This is a genomic window from Caulobacter sp. FWC2 (assembly GCF_002742625.1).
GTDB lineage: Bacteria > Pseudomonadota > Alphaproteobacteria > Caulobacterales > Caulobacteraceae > Caulobacter.
The window spans coordinates 128,918-143,779 of the sequence record NZ_PEBF01000002.1; the positions used below are offsets into that span (position 1 = coordinate 128,918).

Here is a 14,862-nt window from a genome sequence, read left to right on the forward strand (position 1 = left end):
ATCCGGAAATTCGTCCGGCGCCGACCAGCTGGAGGACGCCATGTCCGCCTGCCCTCCCCCGCCCACTCCCGACACCACGACCGCCACCGATCACACCGCGCCCGCAGAGCCTGGGTCCGAGTGCTTCGGCGTCGGCGAAGTCTTCGCAGCACGCGATTTCATTCCGCCAACGTCTTCGGCCGAAGCCGTGCGCCAAGTCGCCGCGCGGATGGACAACGCGGTGCTGTCGGATGTGGAGATCCTGAATCTGCATCTGGCCGCGAGCGACTGCGACGACGCCCTGGGCAACGCCGAGCGCCTGCTCGAGCGGTTTGGCGGCCTTTCGGGCGTGCTGGCCGCGGACGTTGCGGAGCTCCTGCGCCACGTCGGCCCCCAGTCGGCGGTGAACCTAAAGCTCGTGCGTGAAATCGCCTGCCGTGTTAGCGCCGCGAGCTTGGCGGGGCGCCAGCTGCTCACCTCGTCCAGGACGGTCGCGGACTATTTCGCGACCCAGATGCGCGGCCTGCCGCGCGAGGAGTTCTGGACGCTGTTCCTTGACAAGCGCAACCAGCTCATCGTCGTGGAGCGACTGGGCCAAGGCACGACGGACCACGCACCGGTCTATCCGCGCGAGGTGATACGTCGCGCGCTGGAGGTCGGCGCCAGCGCCCTGATCGTGGCGCACAATCATCCGTCCGGCGATCCTGACCCGTCGCGGGCCGACCTGCAGATGACCAAGGCCCTGGGCGACGCGGCCAAGGCCCTGGGCCTGGCGCTGTGGGACCACATGATCGTCGGCAGCGACAAGGTGCTCAGCCTGAAGGCGGAGGGGCTCATGTGATCGGTCGCACCCCGTAGAATTCCACCCGTATTTTTCTGGAGATGCGCGATCGACGGCCAATCACCATCATCGTGCGGATGATCGAGAAAGCCGGAACCGGTGAGCGGGTCTACCTCGCCATCAAGTCCTTCCTTCTGACCGACAGCGACTACCGCCCGGGCGAGCGCGTCGACATCGGCGAACTCTCGCGCCGTTTCGGCGCGAGCGCCTCACCCGTACGCGCGGCCCTTCACCGAATGGCGGGGGAGCGGTTGCTGGTCAGCCATCAGGGCGAGGGCTTTTCATTCCCACGTTTGACCGAACCGGGCCTGTCGGATCTCTACCAGTGGAATGCCGCCTTGCTGGTCAACGCGCTTAGGACGGGACCGGCTCGAACGTTCACGCCAGCCCCGGACATCGACGCGGGCGCGAGGCCCATCGCCAGTCTGGAGACAGTTTTCGCGGTGCTGGCCGCGCAGAGCGACAATGTCGAGGTCGAGTGGGCCGTCGCCGGCGTGAGTGATCGCCTGCGCCGCGTGCGTCGGGCGGAGCTGAGCCTCGTCGCCGACTTCGCGGATGAGGTGGCAGAGCTGCATAGGCTCCTGCTCGACGGCGAAGGCGGGGCGATCAGGACCATGATGGTCGCCTATCATCGTCGGCGTCTCCGACTGGTGCCGATCCTCGTCCGCCATCTTCACGGTCTCGCGGACCGCGAGCCGCGCTGAATTCTGCGAGAATTTTCGCGAAATTCCGGCGCTATTCCCTGCGTGTTCTCCACCTTCGGTCGCACCTTACAACCGTCACGGTGGGCGTGACCTAGAGAAGGAGACCGTCATGGAACGGATCGAAGAGCACATCGAAGACGCCCTGATCGACCTGGGCGCCGTCACCGTCGAAACGCAGGGACGGACGCCGTTCCTGCCCGAGGTCGGGATCGGCGAAGCGCCGGCTGGTCTGTCCGCGGACTGACGCGAAGCGGGGACCCGCCTCCCGCGGGTCCCCAACGCCATTGTCGTGCGATCTGGGGCAAGCTCATGGCGCACGGCAGGATTCATCCAAACAGTAGGAGACCGTCATGGAACGGATCGAAGACCACGTCGAAGACGTCCTGGTCGACCTGGGCGCCGTCACCGTCGAAACCCAAGGCGTCGTGCCCGTTATGCCCGAAGTTGGGATCGGCGGGGCGCCGGATGGCCTCGGCGAGGACTGACGAAACCCGGGGGACCCGCGACGCGGGTCCCAACGGAGGCCCTTATGGTTCTGACCGTGCCGGCGCATCTTGGGTTTTGCGTAAGCCCCAGCGGCGCGATGTTTCTCGACATTCGGCGTGACCGCTACTTCGGGTTGCCGGGCGACCTCGAGACCGCGTTCTCGAGCTTGGTCGACTGCGCCTTCGAAGAGGCTTCCGATCTGGCGGCCTTGGCGCGTCTCAAGGCGCTGGGCGTTGTCGAAGATGCCGCTGTGCCGCACCATGGCCGGCGGCCGCCGACAGCAAACACCAGCCTGCGCGATGTGGGCGCATGTTCCTCGATTTCCTGTTCGGCAACGGACGTCGCCGCTGTCGCCCGCGCTGTACTGCACGCCAGGGCTATGGTTCGTGGAACCCCGTTGCGCGAGATCATCTCCGGTCTTCCTGGGCCGAACGGGTCCAGCGATCGCGACGAGCTTTGCAAATTGGCGCGCCGATACCAGAGAGCTCGCCGCTGGACACCTATCAAACCAGTGTGCCTGCTCGACTCCCTGGCAATGCTGAACTATCTCGCGGGCCGCGGACATCGGCCGCTGTTGGTCTTTGGCGTCACACGCCAGCCCTTCAAGGCCCATTGCTGGCTCCAGCATGATCGGATGGTTCTCAACGACCATCTGGACCATGTGATCGGCCACAGCGTCATCCTGGCCGTCTGATGTCGGCCGATTACCTGATCGTGGTCGGCGATGACGCCGAGGTCGACGACCTAAACAACGCCGTGGCCCGATTGCCGACTATGCGGGTCATCTATCGAGCAAGCCGGCTTCGGGTTTTGGCCGACGAGGCTCTCCCGCACACGGAGCTCCCATGCGGTGCGGTGCTTGGGACAATCTTTTCCACGGGCGAAGCCACACCGCTTTCCGAACTTCCTAAAGTCGCGGCCGCTGATGCGATGGTGTCAGGTGACGAAGGCCTCCTAAACCGCGTCTGGGGCGGCTATATTGCGATAACGAGCTCGCCCGAGCGCGGCGCCATCAATGTATTGCGGGACCCTTCCGGCGCCCTGCCCGCCTACATGGTGCGGCGAGATCGTGCGTGGTGGATTTTTTCGCGCATCGACGTCGCCTTAAGGGCTGGATTTGCTCGGCCCCAACTTGATTGGTCCGCGATCGGGCGAATGCTGGCCTATCCGCAGCTGCGCGGCGCGCAAACCGGCCTGCGCGGAATCTCCGAACTTCTTCCGGGAGTTCGGGCCGCATTCGAGGTTGGAGGCCATCGGCGCGAGACACTGGCCTGGTCGCCGTGGGTCTACGCGGCCCGCTCCGAAGAGTTCCTGAGCCCGGCAGCGGCAGCCGCAGCCGTCCGCGACGCGGTTGAGCGCAGCGTTCGCGGATGGAGCGCCGCCTCCGGGTCATGCGTTCTGGAGCTGTCCGGTGGCCTCGATTCCTCGATCATCGCCTGCAGCCTGGATCCTGGCGCGGAAACCAGCCTGATCAATTTCCACACTCCGACGATGGATGGCGATGAACGACGCTACGCCGAAGCCGTAGCGCTCGCCGCAGGGGGCAAGCTCACGACCGAACTGGTCACGCCCCAGGGGGTCGACATACGGCAAGCACGGCCTGGCCTACATCCACGCCCGGCGGCGCAAGCGCTGCTTCAACCCATCGATGCAGCGCTGGCGAAACTCGGCGCCGGTCAGCGCGTCGGGGCCTACTTCAGCGGGCTGGGCGGCGACAACGTCTTCTGCGCGCTGCCCACAGCGGCGCCGGCGGCCGACGCGCTTCGCGCTTTCGGACTCGGCCCGCGATTCTTCACCGCTCTCGACGACCTTTGTCGCCGTCACGAAGCAACAGCCTGGCGCGCTCTGAGCCTTACCGTCCGAAAGGCGTTTCGCCACATGCCGCTGCTCGGAATAGCGCCAGTGTTCAGTTACTTGACGCTGCAGGTGCCGGAGGATCCGCCAGCCCATCCATGGCTCAACCCGCCCGCCGATATCCTGCCCGGAAAGCGTGAGCATGTGTCGGCCATCCTGGTCGCGATGGGTTTCCTCGATCGCTACGGGCATGCTGACCAAGCGCCGGTGCGTTTTCCTCTGCTGGCCCAACCCGTGCTCGAAGCTTGCCTTCGGGTCCCGACCTGGATGGCCAACGCCGGCGGGCGTAATCGCGCTGTAGCGCGTGACGCCTTCAAGGACAGACTGCCGAGCGAGGTCTTCCACCGTCAGTCCAAGGGTGGCTTGACGGGATTTATGGGCCAGGCGTTCGAGGCCAACCGCGCCGCCCTTGCCGACCAGCTTGTTCGGGGCTGGCTCGTTACGGCCGAGCTGGTCGATCGCTCCGCGGTCGAGGCAAGCCTAGCCAAGCCCGCTCCTAACGCCCTGGAAATGGCTAGGCTTTTGTATCTCGCTGACGTGGAGGCTTGGGCCCGCACTTGGCCAATTAAGAGCGCGGCGTCGGCCTAGGCATGGCGCGCCAGCGGCGGTACTGATCGACCTTGAGGGGATCCGGATCGACGTAGTCTTGGAGCCAGAAGCGGAACCAGTCGAGGTTGCGCTCGTAGGCGGCTAGGCGATGACGCGGCTGCGCCAGGACGTGGCGTTCCTGGGGAAAGACATGCAGTTCGACTGGGGTTTTGCTTGTCGAAAGACGTGCAAAGAACTCAATCGTTGGCCTGAACTCCTGTTCTGGAAGCTGCATCAACAGAGGGGTCTTGAATTCCTCGATGCTGAGGGCTGGTGACACCTGCTTCCATCGTTCGGGCGTTTCCTCCGGAGCCCCAAGTTTCCACGCCTCCCTGAGGCCGTCGTGCACATCGCGGCCGGCGACGCCGTTCAGCCAATAGTAGGCGGGCTCGATCAGGACGGAGGCGATCGACGCCGCCGCGAGGAGATTGGACTTTCGCGCCACCCAGACGGTCACTTCGGTGCCAAAGCTAAGACCGCCCATCCCGACCCGGCGCCGGTCAATACGGCCTTCACGATCGAGCAGGTCGATGGCCGCGGAGACGCCGCTCAACGCCTCGTCATAGTTGGCCATGGCGTCCATGCTTCCGGGACGCCGCTGGATGCAGAGGGCGGCGATCCCGGCCTTGGCGAAGGCGACGAAAGGCCACTCGTCGCCGGTGCCGCCCCTTAGATAGCCGCTGCAGTTGTAGTAGTTGATGAACAGCGGAACCTGGGCTGCGCCCGCTGGCGCTATGAGCTCGCCCGTGAAAACACGGCCTTCTTTGTCCTTCCAAACGAGAGACTTGGCCACCAGGGCGGGATCGACGATCGATGTCCCATTGGGAGCGGCAAGGACATGGCGAGCGCCGCTGACCAGATCGATCTCTTCCAAGGTGGGCGGCGTCATGGCCGCAGCCTGGACGCATATGACCGCGCCAGGGCCGATCGCGCAGGGAACACCCGACTCGCCGCCGTCGAAGCGTCCGGGCGCGACGAGAATCGTTCGCGGCGGTCGGCCGATCCGCCACGACGCCAGGACGGTGCGATGCTGGTCGTCTTGCGCCCGAAAGACAACCTCGTCCTGTTCCGGGCGCCAGGCGACCCAGTCGAGCGACGGCAGGTCGCAAGGCGCGCCGGCGCAGGTCACGACCGATCCGTCCGGCCGCACGACCTCCAAGCGCCAGCGCCCCGCAGCGTAGGTTAGACGCGCTTCGCCGAACCGCTCGGAGCGCGCGCTCGCCCATATCTTGACCTTGGCGAACACATCCAATGCCTTCGCGCGGGAGGGCCCGCCCTTATCGCTCTCATCGACGAGGGCGAGCGTGCCGAGATCCACCGTCTTGAAGCGTTCAGGCGTTGCGAAGGCCAGACTGTCGCGCTGGAACCATCGACCCGAGAACCGCTCTACGGCCGGTCGGCCATTGATCTCGACAGCGTCGAAGAGATTTTGCGACGGGTCGACCGTTCCGTCGATTCGGACGCCTTTCTCGTAGAGCGTCCGCTCCATCTCGATAATCTGCGAGCGTGTCGCGCGTACGGAATAGGTCAGGCGATTTTCGCCTTGGAGCGCGAAGCTGTCGACGTCGGCATCGTCCCGGCTGACGACCTGGTCTCCGGTTCCATCGCCGCGTGCGCGCCAGACCTGCACCTGGCCCGAACGCAGGGCCCGGTAATAGATGTTCCTGGAATCGAGGCTCCATTGCGGGGGCTCGATCACCGGAACGCCCTCGGACTTCCACAAGGCCGTCCCACCGTCACCGACCTTGATTGGGCCACCCGATCCATCGACCGGAAGAGTCCACCATGACAGTTCGTACCGGTTGCTGTTCAGCGAAGCTCGCCCTTGCCGGAACGCCACCGTCGTACCGTCGGGTGAGATGACTGGTGTGGTGAGGTCAACGGTCTCGATGAGCGCCGGCATTGATGGAGCGGGCGCAATAGCGGCGAGCGCGGCCAGCATGGGCATCGTCACCATGCCTTGGTCACCTCGATCGCCAAGCGGCGACCCGTGGGATCGGCCTTCTCGCCGTCGTAGCCGATGGCCGAAAGGACCGTGCGCTGCTCCACGAACGGTGGAGCGCGGTCGAAGAGATTATTTGCCGAGAGAGCCACCCGCACCCCCCCGAACCGTGGCGAGGTGGCCGGGACTTGATAGGCCAATTGGGCGTCCACCGTCGTCCAGGCTTTCACGCGTTGGCGGGGGCTGACCGTCTGGTTTTGATAGTCGGCGGTATAGTTGACGAAAGCGCTCGCCGACCATGGCCCGTTCGCCCAGAGCGCCCGACCTCTTGCGCGGAAATCCACGGGGTTGCCGATCGTCCCCACGACATCAATCACCGGCGAACCCGATGTGACCTTCTGGTCCACCGAAAAGATCTTGCTCGCGGTGAGGCCGAAGACCAGGTCGCCGGCAGAGAGGGCGAGACGGTACCCTACATCGACATCTAGGCCCTTCTGGTGGACCGACGAAAGATTGCGGTTCTGCAGATCGACCAGCGCGGTGATGGCCGAGGCGGGGATATTGCTCGGATTGAGCAACTGGGGGCTAGCGTAGTAGCCGGCCACCACGGAAGACGGGGGGTTTTCCGTGATGACGTCTCGATAGACGTCACGTTCGATCAGGAGATTGAACGCATTGGCGTTCACATTGGCGATCCGGTCTTTGTATTCGATGTCATAGAAGGTCGTCGACACGTTCAAACCGGGCGCGATGGCTGGTGTATAGGTGAACCCCGCCGTCCAGGTGGTGGCCCGCTCGGGACCCATGTCCGGTGCGTTGCCAAGCAAGGCGAGGACCGTTGAACTTCCCGACGGCGAGCGCGGATCGGGCAGCACCACCGGCTGATACGCGGTGACGGTCGGGCCGCTCCGCAGGTCTTGGAAGCTCGGGGCGCGAAAGGACTTTCCGAAGCTCGCCCGGACAACGATGTCTGATACCGGCCGCCAATCGAGTCCCAGCTTCGGGTTCGACGTCGTGCCGACATCACTATACCGTTCGATCCGTCCAGCCAGGGATAGCTCAAGACGACGGACGCCGGGCACGCGCATGGCTTCGTCGACCAGTGGAAGCCGCGCCTCCGCGTAGGCGGCAGCGATCTCGCGCGTCCCTGGATAAACGGTCGGCGTGAACGTGGGCTGGGTTCCGCTCAGGAACGACGCGGATGTTTGGCTGTAGCGCTCGGACCGCCACTCGACACCAACGGCAAGCTTGGCGAGGCCGGCAGGCAGAGCAATCAGCGGACCATCGGCACGCAGGGCCGCCGAGGCGGCCTTGAACGCGCCATCGGCGCCGAACCAGCCGGCTACACGAGCCCTCGTCGCTGCGGGCGTTGATCCAGCCACCCCAAATACATTGTACGCCGTAGCCGGATTGCTGTCGGCCAGCGCCGCGGCCAACGCCGTGCTGTTGGGGCCGTAGTTGTCGATACGGTAGTGCTCTTCCTGGCGTGCGACGCCACCTTGTAAGGTCGCTGACCACTCGCCGAGCTCTCGGTCAGACCGAAGAGGGTGTTGTAAGCGCGTACTTTGCCGTTGCTGCGCGGAGCGCCGAAATCCCCCCGAAAATCGTACTGCACCGAAACGGGGCCTGTTCCGGCTAGTGGGTTCAAATAGAACGGGTTGCTGTTCGGCACCGAAACGGTCCGTTGGCTGCCGCCCAGGACACGTTGATCGAACTCGCGTTGAGCAAGCAGCGCCTGCCCGAATAGACGCGTCCGATCTCCAAGCGACTGCTCGGCCGAAAGATAGACGCTGTGACGGTGCTGGCGCGGAAGGACATCGGTGTCCGCATAGTCATCCGCCTTGTTCTGAAATCCGGCGGTCAACTGTTTGAGTGTCAGTCCTGTGCCGTTCTGGCCTTGCGGCAGCGCATAGGACTGACCAGACATGACGATCGTGCCTGGAGCGGCGAACGCCCGGCGATAGTCGGCGCCGCCGAACGGGCGCAGGTCTTCGCGAACGAAGTCACGATCGGCAGCGTCTAGGGCGTCGCGGTCATAGTACTCGTAGGCAGCGACGACCCGGCCGGTAGCCCAGCGCTTACCGACCAAGAAGCCGGTCTGGACCTCTCGTGCGTCCCCGTCGGCCGTGCTGTAGCGCAGCCGTGTCTCAGCGCCCTCGAAGCGATCGCGCATGATGAAATTCACCACGCCGGCGACCGCGTCGGACCCATAAGTCGCGGAAGCGCCGTCAGCCAGTACCTCGACGCGCTGGATCACCGAGGCGGGGATGACCGAAATGTCGGCGAAAACGCCGGCAATGCCGCCGCCCGCAGGTCGTGCGCCGTTTATCAGTACAAGTGTTGAGTTCGACCCGAGACCCCTGAGGTTGACGCCCGATCCCATGGCGGTGTTGAACGGAGCTCCGTTTCGGCTGCTTGTCCCCGAGGTGGTCTCGCCCGGGCCCCCAGCGAAATTCTGCGGCAGGGCCAGCATGATTTGTTGGGCAGTGGCTTGACCGGCCCGATCGATGTCGTCGCGATTTATCGCAATCAGGTTCGACCCGACAGGCGCGGCGCCGCGGATCAATGTGCCGGTGACCACGAGTTCCGACAGAACCTCAGGGTCGCCGGCTTGAGGCTCCCCCTGCGCTGTGCTCAGCGCGCGGCGCAGGACCAGCTTGTCGCCGACGGGGATCAGGACCAGCCCGCTGTTGGCCAGCAGGCGCTCGAACGCCTGGTCGGGCGTGAAGCGGCCCTTCAAGGCGGGCGCGCCTTTTCCCGCCACCAGGTCGGAGGGAACAATGACCTCCCGGCCGCTGGCCTGGGCCACGGCCGTCAGGGCCTTGCCGAGGTCCTGCCGCTCGAGGTCGTAGGCCAGAGCGGCCGCGGGCTTTTGCGCCTGGGCTGCGGCCTGACCCGCCAGGGTCAGGCTGAGGACCGCGGCGCTGGCGAGCAGGCCCCGGCGGGTCGTGATCGAGAACATGGTTTCCCCCAAAAGGACGCGAGGTGCGTCGTGTCTGGGGGGGAGGGACGAGGCGAGCGGGCGGCGCCTCCCAAAAAAGTCCACGCCAGTGTCACGGCGTCGTCGTCAGGCGGCCGCGCGGCTCAGGATCAGGTCGCCGTTCGGGGCCTTGAGGACGGTGAGGCCAAAGGCCGCCGCCAGGCCGTTGGCCAGCTCGTCCGCGCCGGTGACCCGGAAAGCCCCCGAGACCCGCAGCGCGCCGACGGCTGGGTCGGCCAAGCGGATCTTTCGGCTGTTGTAGCGGTTGGCGATCGCGGCCACCGCCGACAGCGGCGTCTGGTCGAAGGTGCGCAGGCCCGAGGGCCACTGGGCCTCGACCTTGGAGGCGGGCCGGATGTTCACCGACGAGAGCTTGGGCCCGAACAGCACCTCGCGTCCCGTCGGCAGGGCCGCGCTGTCCGGCAGCAAGCGGGCCGCGGCGCCGGAAAGCCGGGGCTGGCCTGACAGCACGGTGACGGCGAGGCCGCCCTGCGGTGCTAAGGCCAGGTCGAGGGTGGCGCCATGGCCGTCGAGCTGGGCGCCGTCGGCCTCGATCCGCAAGGCTCCGGCCGCGACGATCCGCGCCCGCCCGTGGTCGAGCCGTACGACCTGGCGGCCCGCGCGCGTCACGGCGGTGGCGGCGCTGTCGGTGTCCAGCACCATGGAGGAGCCGTCGGCCAGCTTGACCGCGCGGATCTGGCCCAGCCCCGTGGCGTAGCGCATCTCGGCCTGGCCGCCGCGCCATGCGACCAGCGACAGAACCGCCGCGGCGATGACGCAGGCCGCCAGGGCGCCGGTGATCTTGTAGACCGGAGCGAGATCGCGCGTCCGGCGCGTGCGCCGCCACACGTCTGGACGGCGCGATTGGGCCAGGACGCCGGCCTCGTCGAACTGGCGCTCGATCGCCTCATAGGCCCGGCGATTGGCCGCGTCGGCGCGCCAGGCGTCGAAGGCGGCGCGATGGGTCAGGGCCCCCGGTCCGCGCATGCGCGCGAACCATTGGGCGGCCTCCTGGTCCCTCGCCTTGTCCTGCTGGCTCATACGCCCCCTTCCCTGATCAGCGCCTGGACAAGGCGCGCTTGAGGTGCGCCGCCGCCTTGGCCATCTGCTTTTCGATCCCGCTCACGCTCATGCCCAGCGCCTCGGCGATCTGGCCGTAGCTCTCGCCGTCCAGTCGATGGCGCAGGAAGACCTCCCGCGTCTTGGGCTTCATCGTGCTGACCGCCGCTTCGTAGCGCGCCAGGGTTTGGCGCGCCACCAGGAGTTGATGCGGATCGCCCTCCTCGGTCGCGTGGCGGTCGGGCTGCAGCTCGGCGTGACTCCGCTCGATCCGACGGGCGAAGCTTTTCGAGCGGTCGCGCAGCAGGTTCCAGATGATGCCCTTCATGTAGGACTCGGGATTGGTGAGGGTCTGGCGGTCGGCCGCGCCGGTCAGACGCAGGAAGACCTCCTGGACGATGTCGCCGGCTTCTTCGCGGCTGTAGCGCCGGGTCAGGAGCCGCAAGAGCCGGGGCGCCTGGCTGCGGAACAGGCGCTCGACGTCGCCGCCGCGCACCGGCGGGGAGACGGCCGTGTCGGTCGGAGCCGGACGCGGCTCGGCTAGTAGGTCGCTCATCGCCGCCCCTCCCCTCGCCGCCCGGCGGCGGGCGTCGTCACCGACCCGCCCTCAAGATCGTGGCCACCGGCCATGGTTCGCCTCCGTGGTGAGGCGCCGCCCGACGAGGGTCGGGTCGTCCTTGAGACCATGGCTTGAGTGGCAAGGCGCGCGTCGTCGTCGACGCCAGCGGCGCAGGCACACCGGTCGCGCCGGGTGACGTCCGGTCGCGAAGCGGCTCTATCAAGCGAGGTTCTCACGCCTCGGCGTCACGCTTTCAGCGACGCGGCTTGAGTCTAAGACGGCCGAATCGGGGTTGCAAGCCGAGCGGCGCGCCGGCGGCGCTCAGCCCAGGCGCGTGAGCGCCGAGCGGGCGTTGCGGGCGCGGGCCGCGGCTTGGGCGAGCACCGGCTTGACCTGATGGTCTTGCGCCAGGGCCAGACGCACGCAGGTGACGCCGCGCGCGCCGGCCCCGCCCGGCTGGGGCGAGAACACGGCGGGCGCGGCCGCCCGGGCCCGGGCCTGATCTTCGGGAGAAAGCCGGACTATCGCCACGCCCGGATCCACCCCGAGCGCGGCGAACACCTTGTCGCCGATCAGGAACTCGATCACGCCCAGCCGCGAGGCCGGGCGCGCGTTGAGTTGACCGAGGGCGAGCGTGCGGAAGGTGTCGGGCGTCATGGGGCGGGATCCGCGAGTTTCGCGCCGTGCGATGCCATAGACTTCACGCCGCGCCAAGTCGGTCGGCGCAGGGCTGGGTTACCGGCGCGGCTACCAGCCGTCTTCGGGATCGGCGCCTTCCAGGGGCGTGCCGCCTGCCTCGGTTCGGAAGATGTAGGGGCAGTTCTTCAGGCGCAGCAAGGTGTCGCTATAGCCCAAGGCGTGGAGACCGCCGGCGATCTTCGGATAGACCTTCACCTTGATCGTGTTGTGCGCCGGCTTGAAGAGATCGATCAGCGCCGCTTCCAGTTCCGTCGTGACCGCCGGCTCGTGAGCCTGCGCCCAGCGGCGGCGGAAAGCGCGCCAGCGCGGATCGGCCGGATTGTCCGGATGGCGGAAGATCGTCAGCCCCGGCGGATCGGCCTGGCCCTCCTCCGAACCGTCGCGCACGCCGTGAAGCTCTTCCAGCTCGACGACTTCCAGGGCGAAGATCGTGATCTCCAGGGACGGTTGGGCGTGGTCGACGCCCCGGACCTTTTCGTAGGTCAGGATGTCGAGATAGCGTTCATGGGCCTTCAGCCGCTTCCAAAGCCGCTGGTCGTAGGCCTTGCCGATATAGTGGATCTCGAAGTCCATGAACCGCTCGGGATCGCCGGCGAGCAGGATCGGGCGATCGAGGGCGAAGGCTTCGAAGAGCAGCTTCTGGGGGCTCCACCAGACCCGCAGGGTCTTGTCGCGGTCATAGAGCTTGAGGCTGGCCGCCCGGTCCCAAGGCGGCGGCTGGTCCGTGGCGTCATGGTGAAATCCGCACTCCACGGTCATCGGCTCGTCGGTCGCGAAGATGCCCAGGCCATAGGGGTCGACGATCGCCTTCACGGGCGGGCCCTGCCCGTCGTTGATGTCCAAGCGGATCTGCCCGTCCTCGACGCGGACCTGGTCGAACCACAGGATCGGTCGTTGGGCGATGATGTAGACTGTCGCGCCCTTGAGGCGGTCGCGGACGGCGCGTTCGGTCTTCAACTGGCCAAATTCCCAGGCCGAGACCGGCGGGTACGGGATCTTGGCGATGATCCGGGCCGCCTTCATCCATTCCAGCAGGCCGTCTTCCGGCGCGGCGGGGGCGGGACGCGGATCACGGGCCATCGACGAGGCTCCAGGCCTGGAGTGGAAGGAAGGGGACGCGGCGGCGGGACTTGAACCCGCGACCGCCCTGCCCATAGTCTGGCGTGTCACCGCCCAGTCCATGTCGAAAACAGGGGCTCTATCCTGGCTGAGCTACGCCGCGTCAGGGAGGAGGATTAGGCTCTAATCCTCCTCGGTCGCCACGAGGGTGAGCTTGGGCTTGGGGGCGCCCTTGCGGGCGGCCTTGGCCTTGTTGATGGCCACCCGCTCGGCGATGTCGGCGATCTTCTCCTCGGCGAAGGGCTTGGCCGCGGCGATCAGGCCATCCAGGTGATAGACATTGGTCTTGCTGCCGGTCGGCGTCTCGCGCCGCTCCTCGCGACGGACATAGCCGGCCTTCTCCAGGGCGGCGATCCGCCGCTGCACCGTGCGCGGGTCCAGGTTCATGGCCTGGGCGATCGTGCCTTTGGACGGATAGGGCTTGCCCTCGGCCTTCCACCACTTCGACGCCAGGTGCATCAGAATGTTGACGTCGACGGCGTCGAGGCCCAGCTGGCGCTGGTTCTCGATGATCACGGTGGGGAACACCGTGTAGCCCGCCTCGATCAGCGGCTTGGACCACTTCTTCTCGTTCGTGCGCAGGTCCGCGTCGGCGGCCTTGCCCTTTTCCTTGGCGCTCATCGCTTCGGCTCCGGTTGGTGAAACCGATATGAGCCCGGGCCGGGCCCGGCGCAACTTCGAGGGGGAGGCGCCAGCGTCTTCCGGTTACGGAAATCTGGGAATGAGCGACAGGGCATGCAGCTCCAACGGGATGCAGCATGGCGGCAATCTGCTTGGTCGGGCGTGGGGGTCTTCCTCCGGGGAGGCGCCGCCGCCTGGGGGGCGGGCGACGCTTGGGTCTCCCCGAGAGGCGTGGGCGCCCTGGGGTGGGCGCGAAAAATCGTCCGCCGGGCGGGCTTTGCGGTGATCTTAGGGCCAAATCGGCGAGATTTCCATCCGGGGCAGCCCGCTTGCCATGAGCGGGACGACCGCCAATATTGCAAGTTGAGAGGGGCGCCCTGGCGGACGTGCGACGCCAGCGGGCCTTTTTACTTGAACTTAAAGGCCGAAAGGCTATTTATAAGGGGTCACGGGCCGCCACACGATCCACCTTCGGGTGGAGTGCAAAAGGGCGGTCCTTCTCGTTTGAGATGGCGCTTCCTCCCTACACCAAGCCGCACGCCACGCCCAGCGACTGGGTCGCGCATCTGCGCGCCCGCGGTCTGGTGGTGCCTCGGCCCAATGTCGCGGCCCGCAAGATCGAGCGGGTTGGGTACGAGCGCCTGCGCATCTACTTCATCGCGCGACGCCAGACCCATCTGCCGGGAAAGCCGTTCCGGGCCGGCACCACCTACAACCAGATCCTCAACCTCTATGATTGCGACCGGCGCCTGCGGGCGATCTGCTTCGACGCCTGCGGTGACTTCGAGCTGGCCTTCCGCAACAGCATGTCGGAGGCCTTGACCCGCGCGCACGGCAGCCATCCCCACAAGGCCGAGAGCGCCTTTAAGGACGGCGCCTCGCGCCGTGTGGCCCTAGAACAGCTATCGACCCTCTACGCCAAGTCCAGGGACGCGCGCGCTCACAACTACATGGCCAAGTACAGCGATCCTGTGCTGCCGCCATTCTGGACCATGAAGGAATTTCTGACCTTCGGGGCCGCCGTGAGGTTTTACGCCCTTCTGTCCAATCCGATAAAAGCCGCCGTGGCCGACGACTTCGGCATGCCCACCCACGAGGTGCTCACCAACTGGCTGGAGTGTCTGGTCGATCTGCGCAACGTCTGCGCCCATCACGACCGACTGTTCAATCGGATCTTCCAGAAGCAACCAAGCCGCTTGCGCCGTCAGAACCTGCCGACGGCTCCGGTCAACAAGCTGAAGGCCCGCTTGGAGTGTCTCGATCACCTGCTGACCAGCCGTGGATTGACGGGCGGCCGGGTCGCGGCCGCGCAGGCTCTGCTCGCCCGCTATCCGGACGTGCAGGCCGCCGAGGTTGGCTACTGATAGAGCATAAGGGCGTCGCCGCCCTTCGGCGGCCGGGCTCTAGGCGTCGGAGCCGCCCCAAGCCCCG

14 protein-coding genes, 1 tRNA gene and 1 pseudogene are annotated in these 14,862 nt (G+C 66.5%); 7 read left to right on the forward strand and 9 right to left on the reverse strand.

The window, feature by feature from the left end; all coding sequences use genetic code 11:
• The first annotated feature begins 40 nt into the window (after positions 1-40).
• The 6 genes from radC to CSW62_RS25350 all read left to right on the forward strand — a co-directional run bounded on the left by radC (position 41) and on the right by CSW62_RS25350 (position 4,452).
• The gene (radC, locus tag CSW62_RS25335) at positions 41-820 is read left to right on the forward strand and encodes a DNA repair protein RadC (protein ID WP_099582536.1); all 780 of its coding nucleotides are present in this window, start codon (positions 41-43) and stop codon (positions 818-820) included.
• A gap of 77 nt (positions 821-897) precedes the next feature.
• Positions 898-1,524, forward strand: coding sequence for a GntR family transcriptional regulator (locus tag CSW62_RS25340; protein WP_099582610.1), 627 nt, complete (start codon positions 898-900; stop codon positions 1,522-1,524).
• A 109-nt stretch (positions 1,525-1,633) separates the two neighbouring features.
• Positions 1,634-1,768 (forward strand): benenodin family lasso peptide, encoded by a 135-nt coding sequence (locus tag CSW62_RS26280; protein WP_143324482.1) that lies wholly within the window; start codon positions 1,634-1,636, stop codon positions 1,766-1,768.
• 106 nt (positions 1,769-1,874) lie between these two features.
• On the forward strand, positions 1,875-2,009 hold the full coding sequence (locus CSW62_RS26285; protein WP_143324483.1) for a benenodin family lasso peptide: 135 nt from the start codon (positions 1,875-1,877) through the stop codon (positions 2,007-2,009).
• Between the two features lie 44 nt (positions 2,010-2,053).
• Entirely contained in the window at positions 2,054-2,704 is a 651-nt protein-coding gene (locus tag CSW62_RS25345; protein ID WP_099582537.1) for a lasso peptide biosynthesis B2 protein, read from the forward strand.
• Positions 2,704-4,452, forward strand: a complete 1,749-nt coding sequence (locus CSW62_RS25350; protein ID WP_099582538.1) for an asparagine synthase C-terminal domain-containing protein — start codon at positions 2,704-2,706, stop codon at positions 4,450-4,452. Before CSW62_RS25345 ends, CSW62_RS25350 begins: the two co-directional genes overlap by 1 nt.
• On the opposite strand, the gene CSW62_RS25355 is transcribed toward CSW62_RS25350, so the two are convergent.
• The 9 genes and pseudogenes from CSW62_RS25355 to CSW62_RS25390 all read right to left on the reverse strand — a co-directional run bounded on the left by CSW62_RS25355 (position 4,430) and on the right by CSW62_RS25390 (position 13,431).
• Positions 4,430-6,409, reverse strand: coding sequence for an Atxe2 family lasso peptide isopeptidase (locus CSW62_RS25355; protein WP_099582539.1), 1,980 nt, complete (start codon positions 6,407-6,409; stop codon positions 4,430-4,432). The two genes, CSW62_RS25350 and CSW62_RS25355, sit on opposite strands and share 23 nt — an antisense overlap.
• Positions 6,403-8,139 (reverse strand): TonB-dependent receptor, encoded by a 1,737-nt coding sequence (locus tag CSW62_RS27195; RefSeq protein WP_233206825.1) that lies wholly within the window; start codon positions 8,137-8,139, stop codon positions 6,403-6,405. Before CSW62_RS27195 ends, CSW62_RS25355 begins: the two co-directional genes overlap by 7 nt.
• A 500-nt stretch (positions 8,140-8,639) precedes the next feature.
• Positions 8,640-9,356: pseudogene (locus CSW62_RS27200) on the reverse strand (secretin and TonB N-terminal domain-containing protein); the annotation flags it as partial.
• 105 nt (positions 9,357-9,461) lie between these two features.
• Positions 9,462-10,415, reverse strand: coding sequence for a FecR domain-containing protein (locus tag CSW62_RS25365; protein ID WP_099582540.1), 954 nt, complete (start codon positions 10,413-10,415; stop codon positions 9,462-9,464).
• A 16-nt stretch (positions 10,416-10,431) separates the two neighbouring features.
• Positions 10,432-10,989 carry an RNA polymerase sigma factor gene (locus CSW62_RS25370; RefSeq protein WP_099582541.1) on the reverse strand — a complete coding sequence of 186 codons (558 nt, stop codon included), beginning with the start codon at positions 10,987-10,989 and terminating at the stop codon, positions 10,432-10,434.
• A gap of 324 nt (positions 10,990-11,313) precedes the next feature.
• Positions 11,314-11,649 (reverse strand): hypothetical protein, encoded by a 336-nt coding sequence (locus tag CSW62_RS25375; protein WP_099582542.1) that lies wholly within the window; start codon positions 11,647-11,649, stop codon positions 11,314-11,316.
• A 90-nt stretch (positions 11,650-11,739) separates the two neighbouring features.
• Positions 11,740-12,771, reverse strand: coding sequence for a hypothetical protein (locus CSW62_RS25380; RefSeq protein ID WP_099582543.1), 1,032 nt, complete (start codon positions 12,769-12,771; stop codon positions 11,740-11,742).
• A 35-nt stretch (positions 12,772-12,806) separates the two neighbouring features.
• A tRNA-OTHER gene (locus CSW62_RS25385) sits at positions 12,807-12,913 on the reverse strand.
• Positions 12,914-12,933: 20 nt separating this feature from the next.
• Complete coding sequence (locus CSW62_RS25390) at positions 12,934-13,431, reverse strand: helix-turn-helix domain-containing protein (RefSeq protein WP_099582544.1); 498 nt, start codon at positions 13,429-13,431, stop codon at positions 12,934-12,936.
• Between the two features lie 509 nt (positions 13,432-13,940).
• On the opposite strand from CSW62_RS25390, the gene CSW62_RS25395 reads away from it, so the two are divergent.
• Positions 13,941-14,795, forward strand: a complete 855-nt coding sequence (locus tag CSW62_RS25395) for an Abi family protein (protein ID WP_099582545.1) — start codon at positions 13,941-13,943, stop codon at positions 14,793-14,795.
• Positions 14,796-14,862 lie beyond the last annotated feature (67 nt).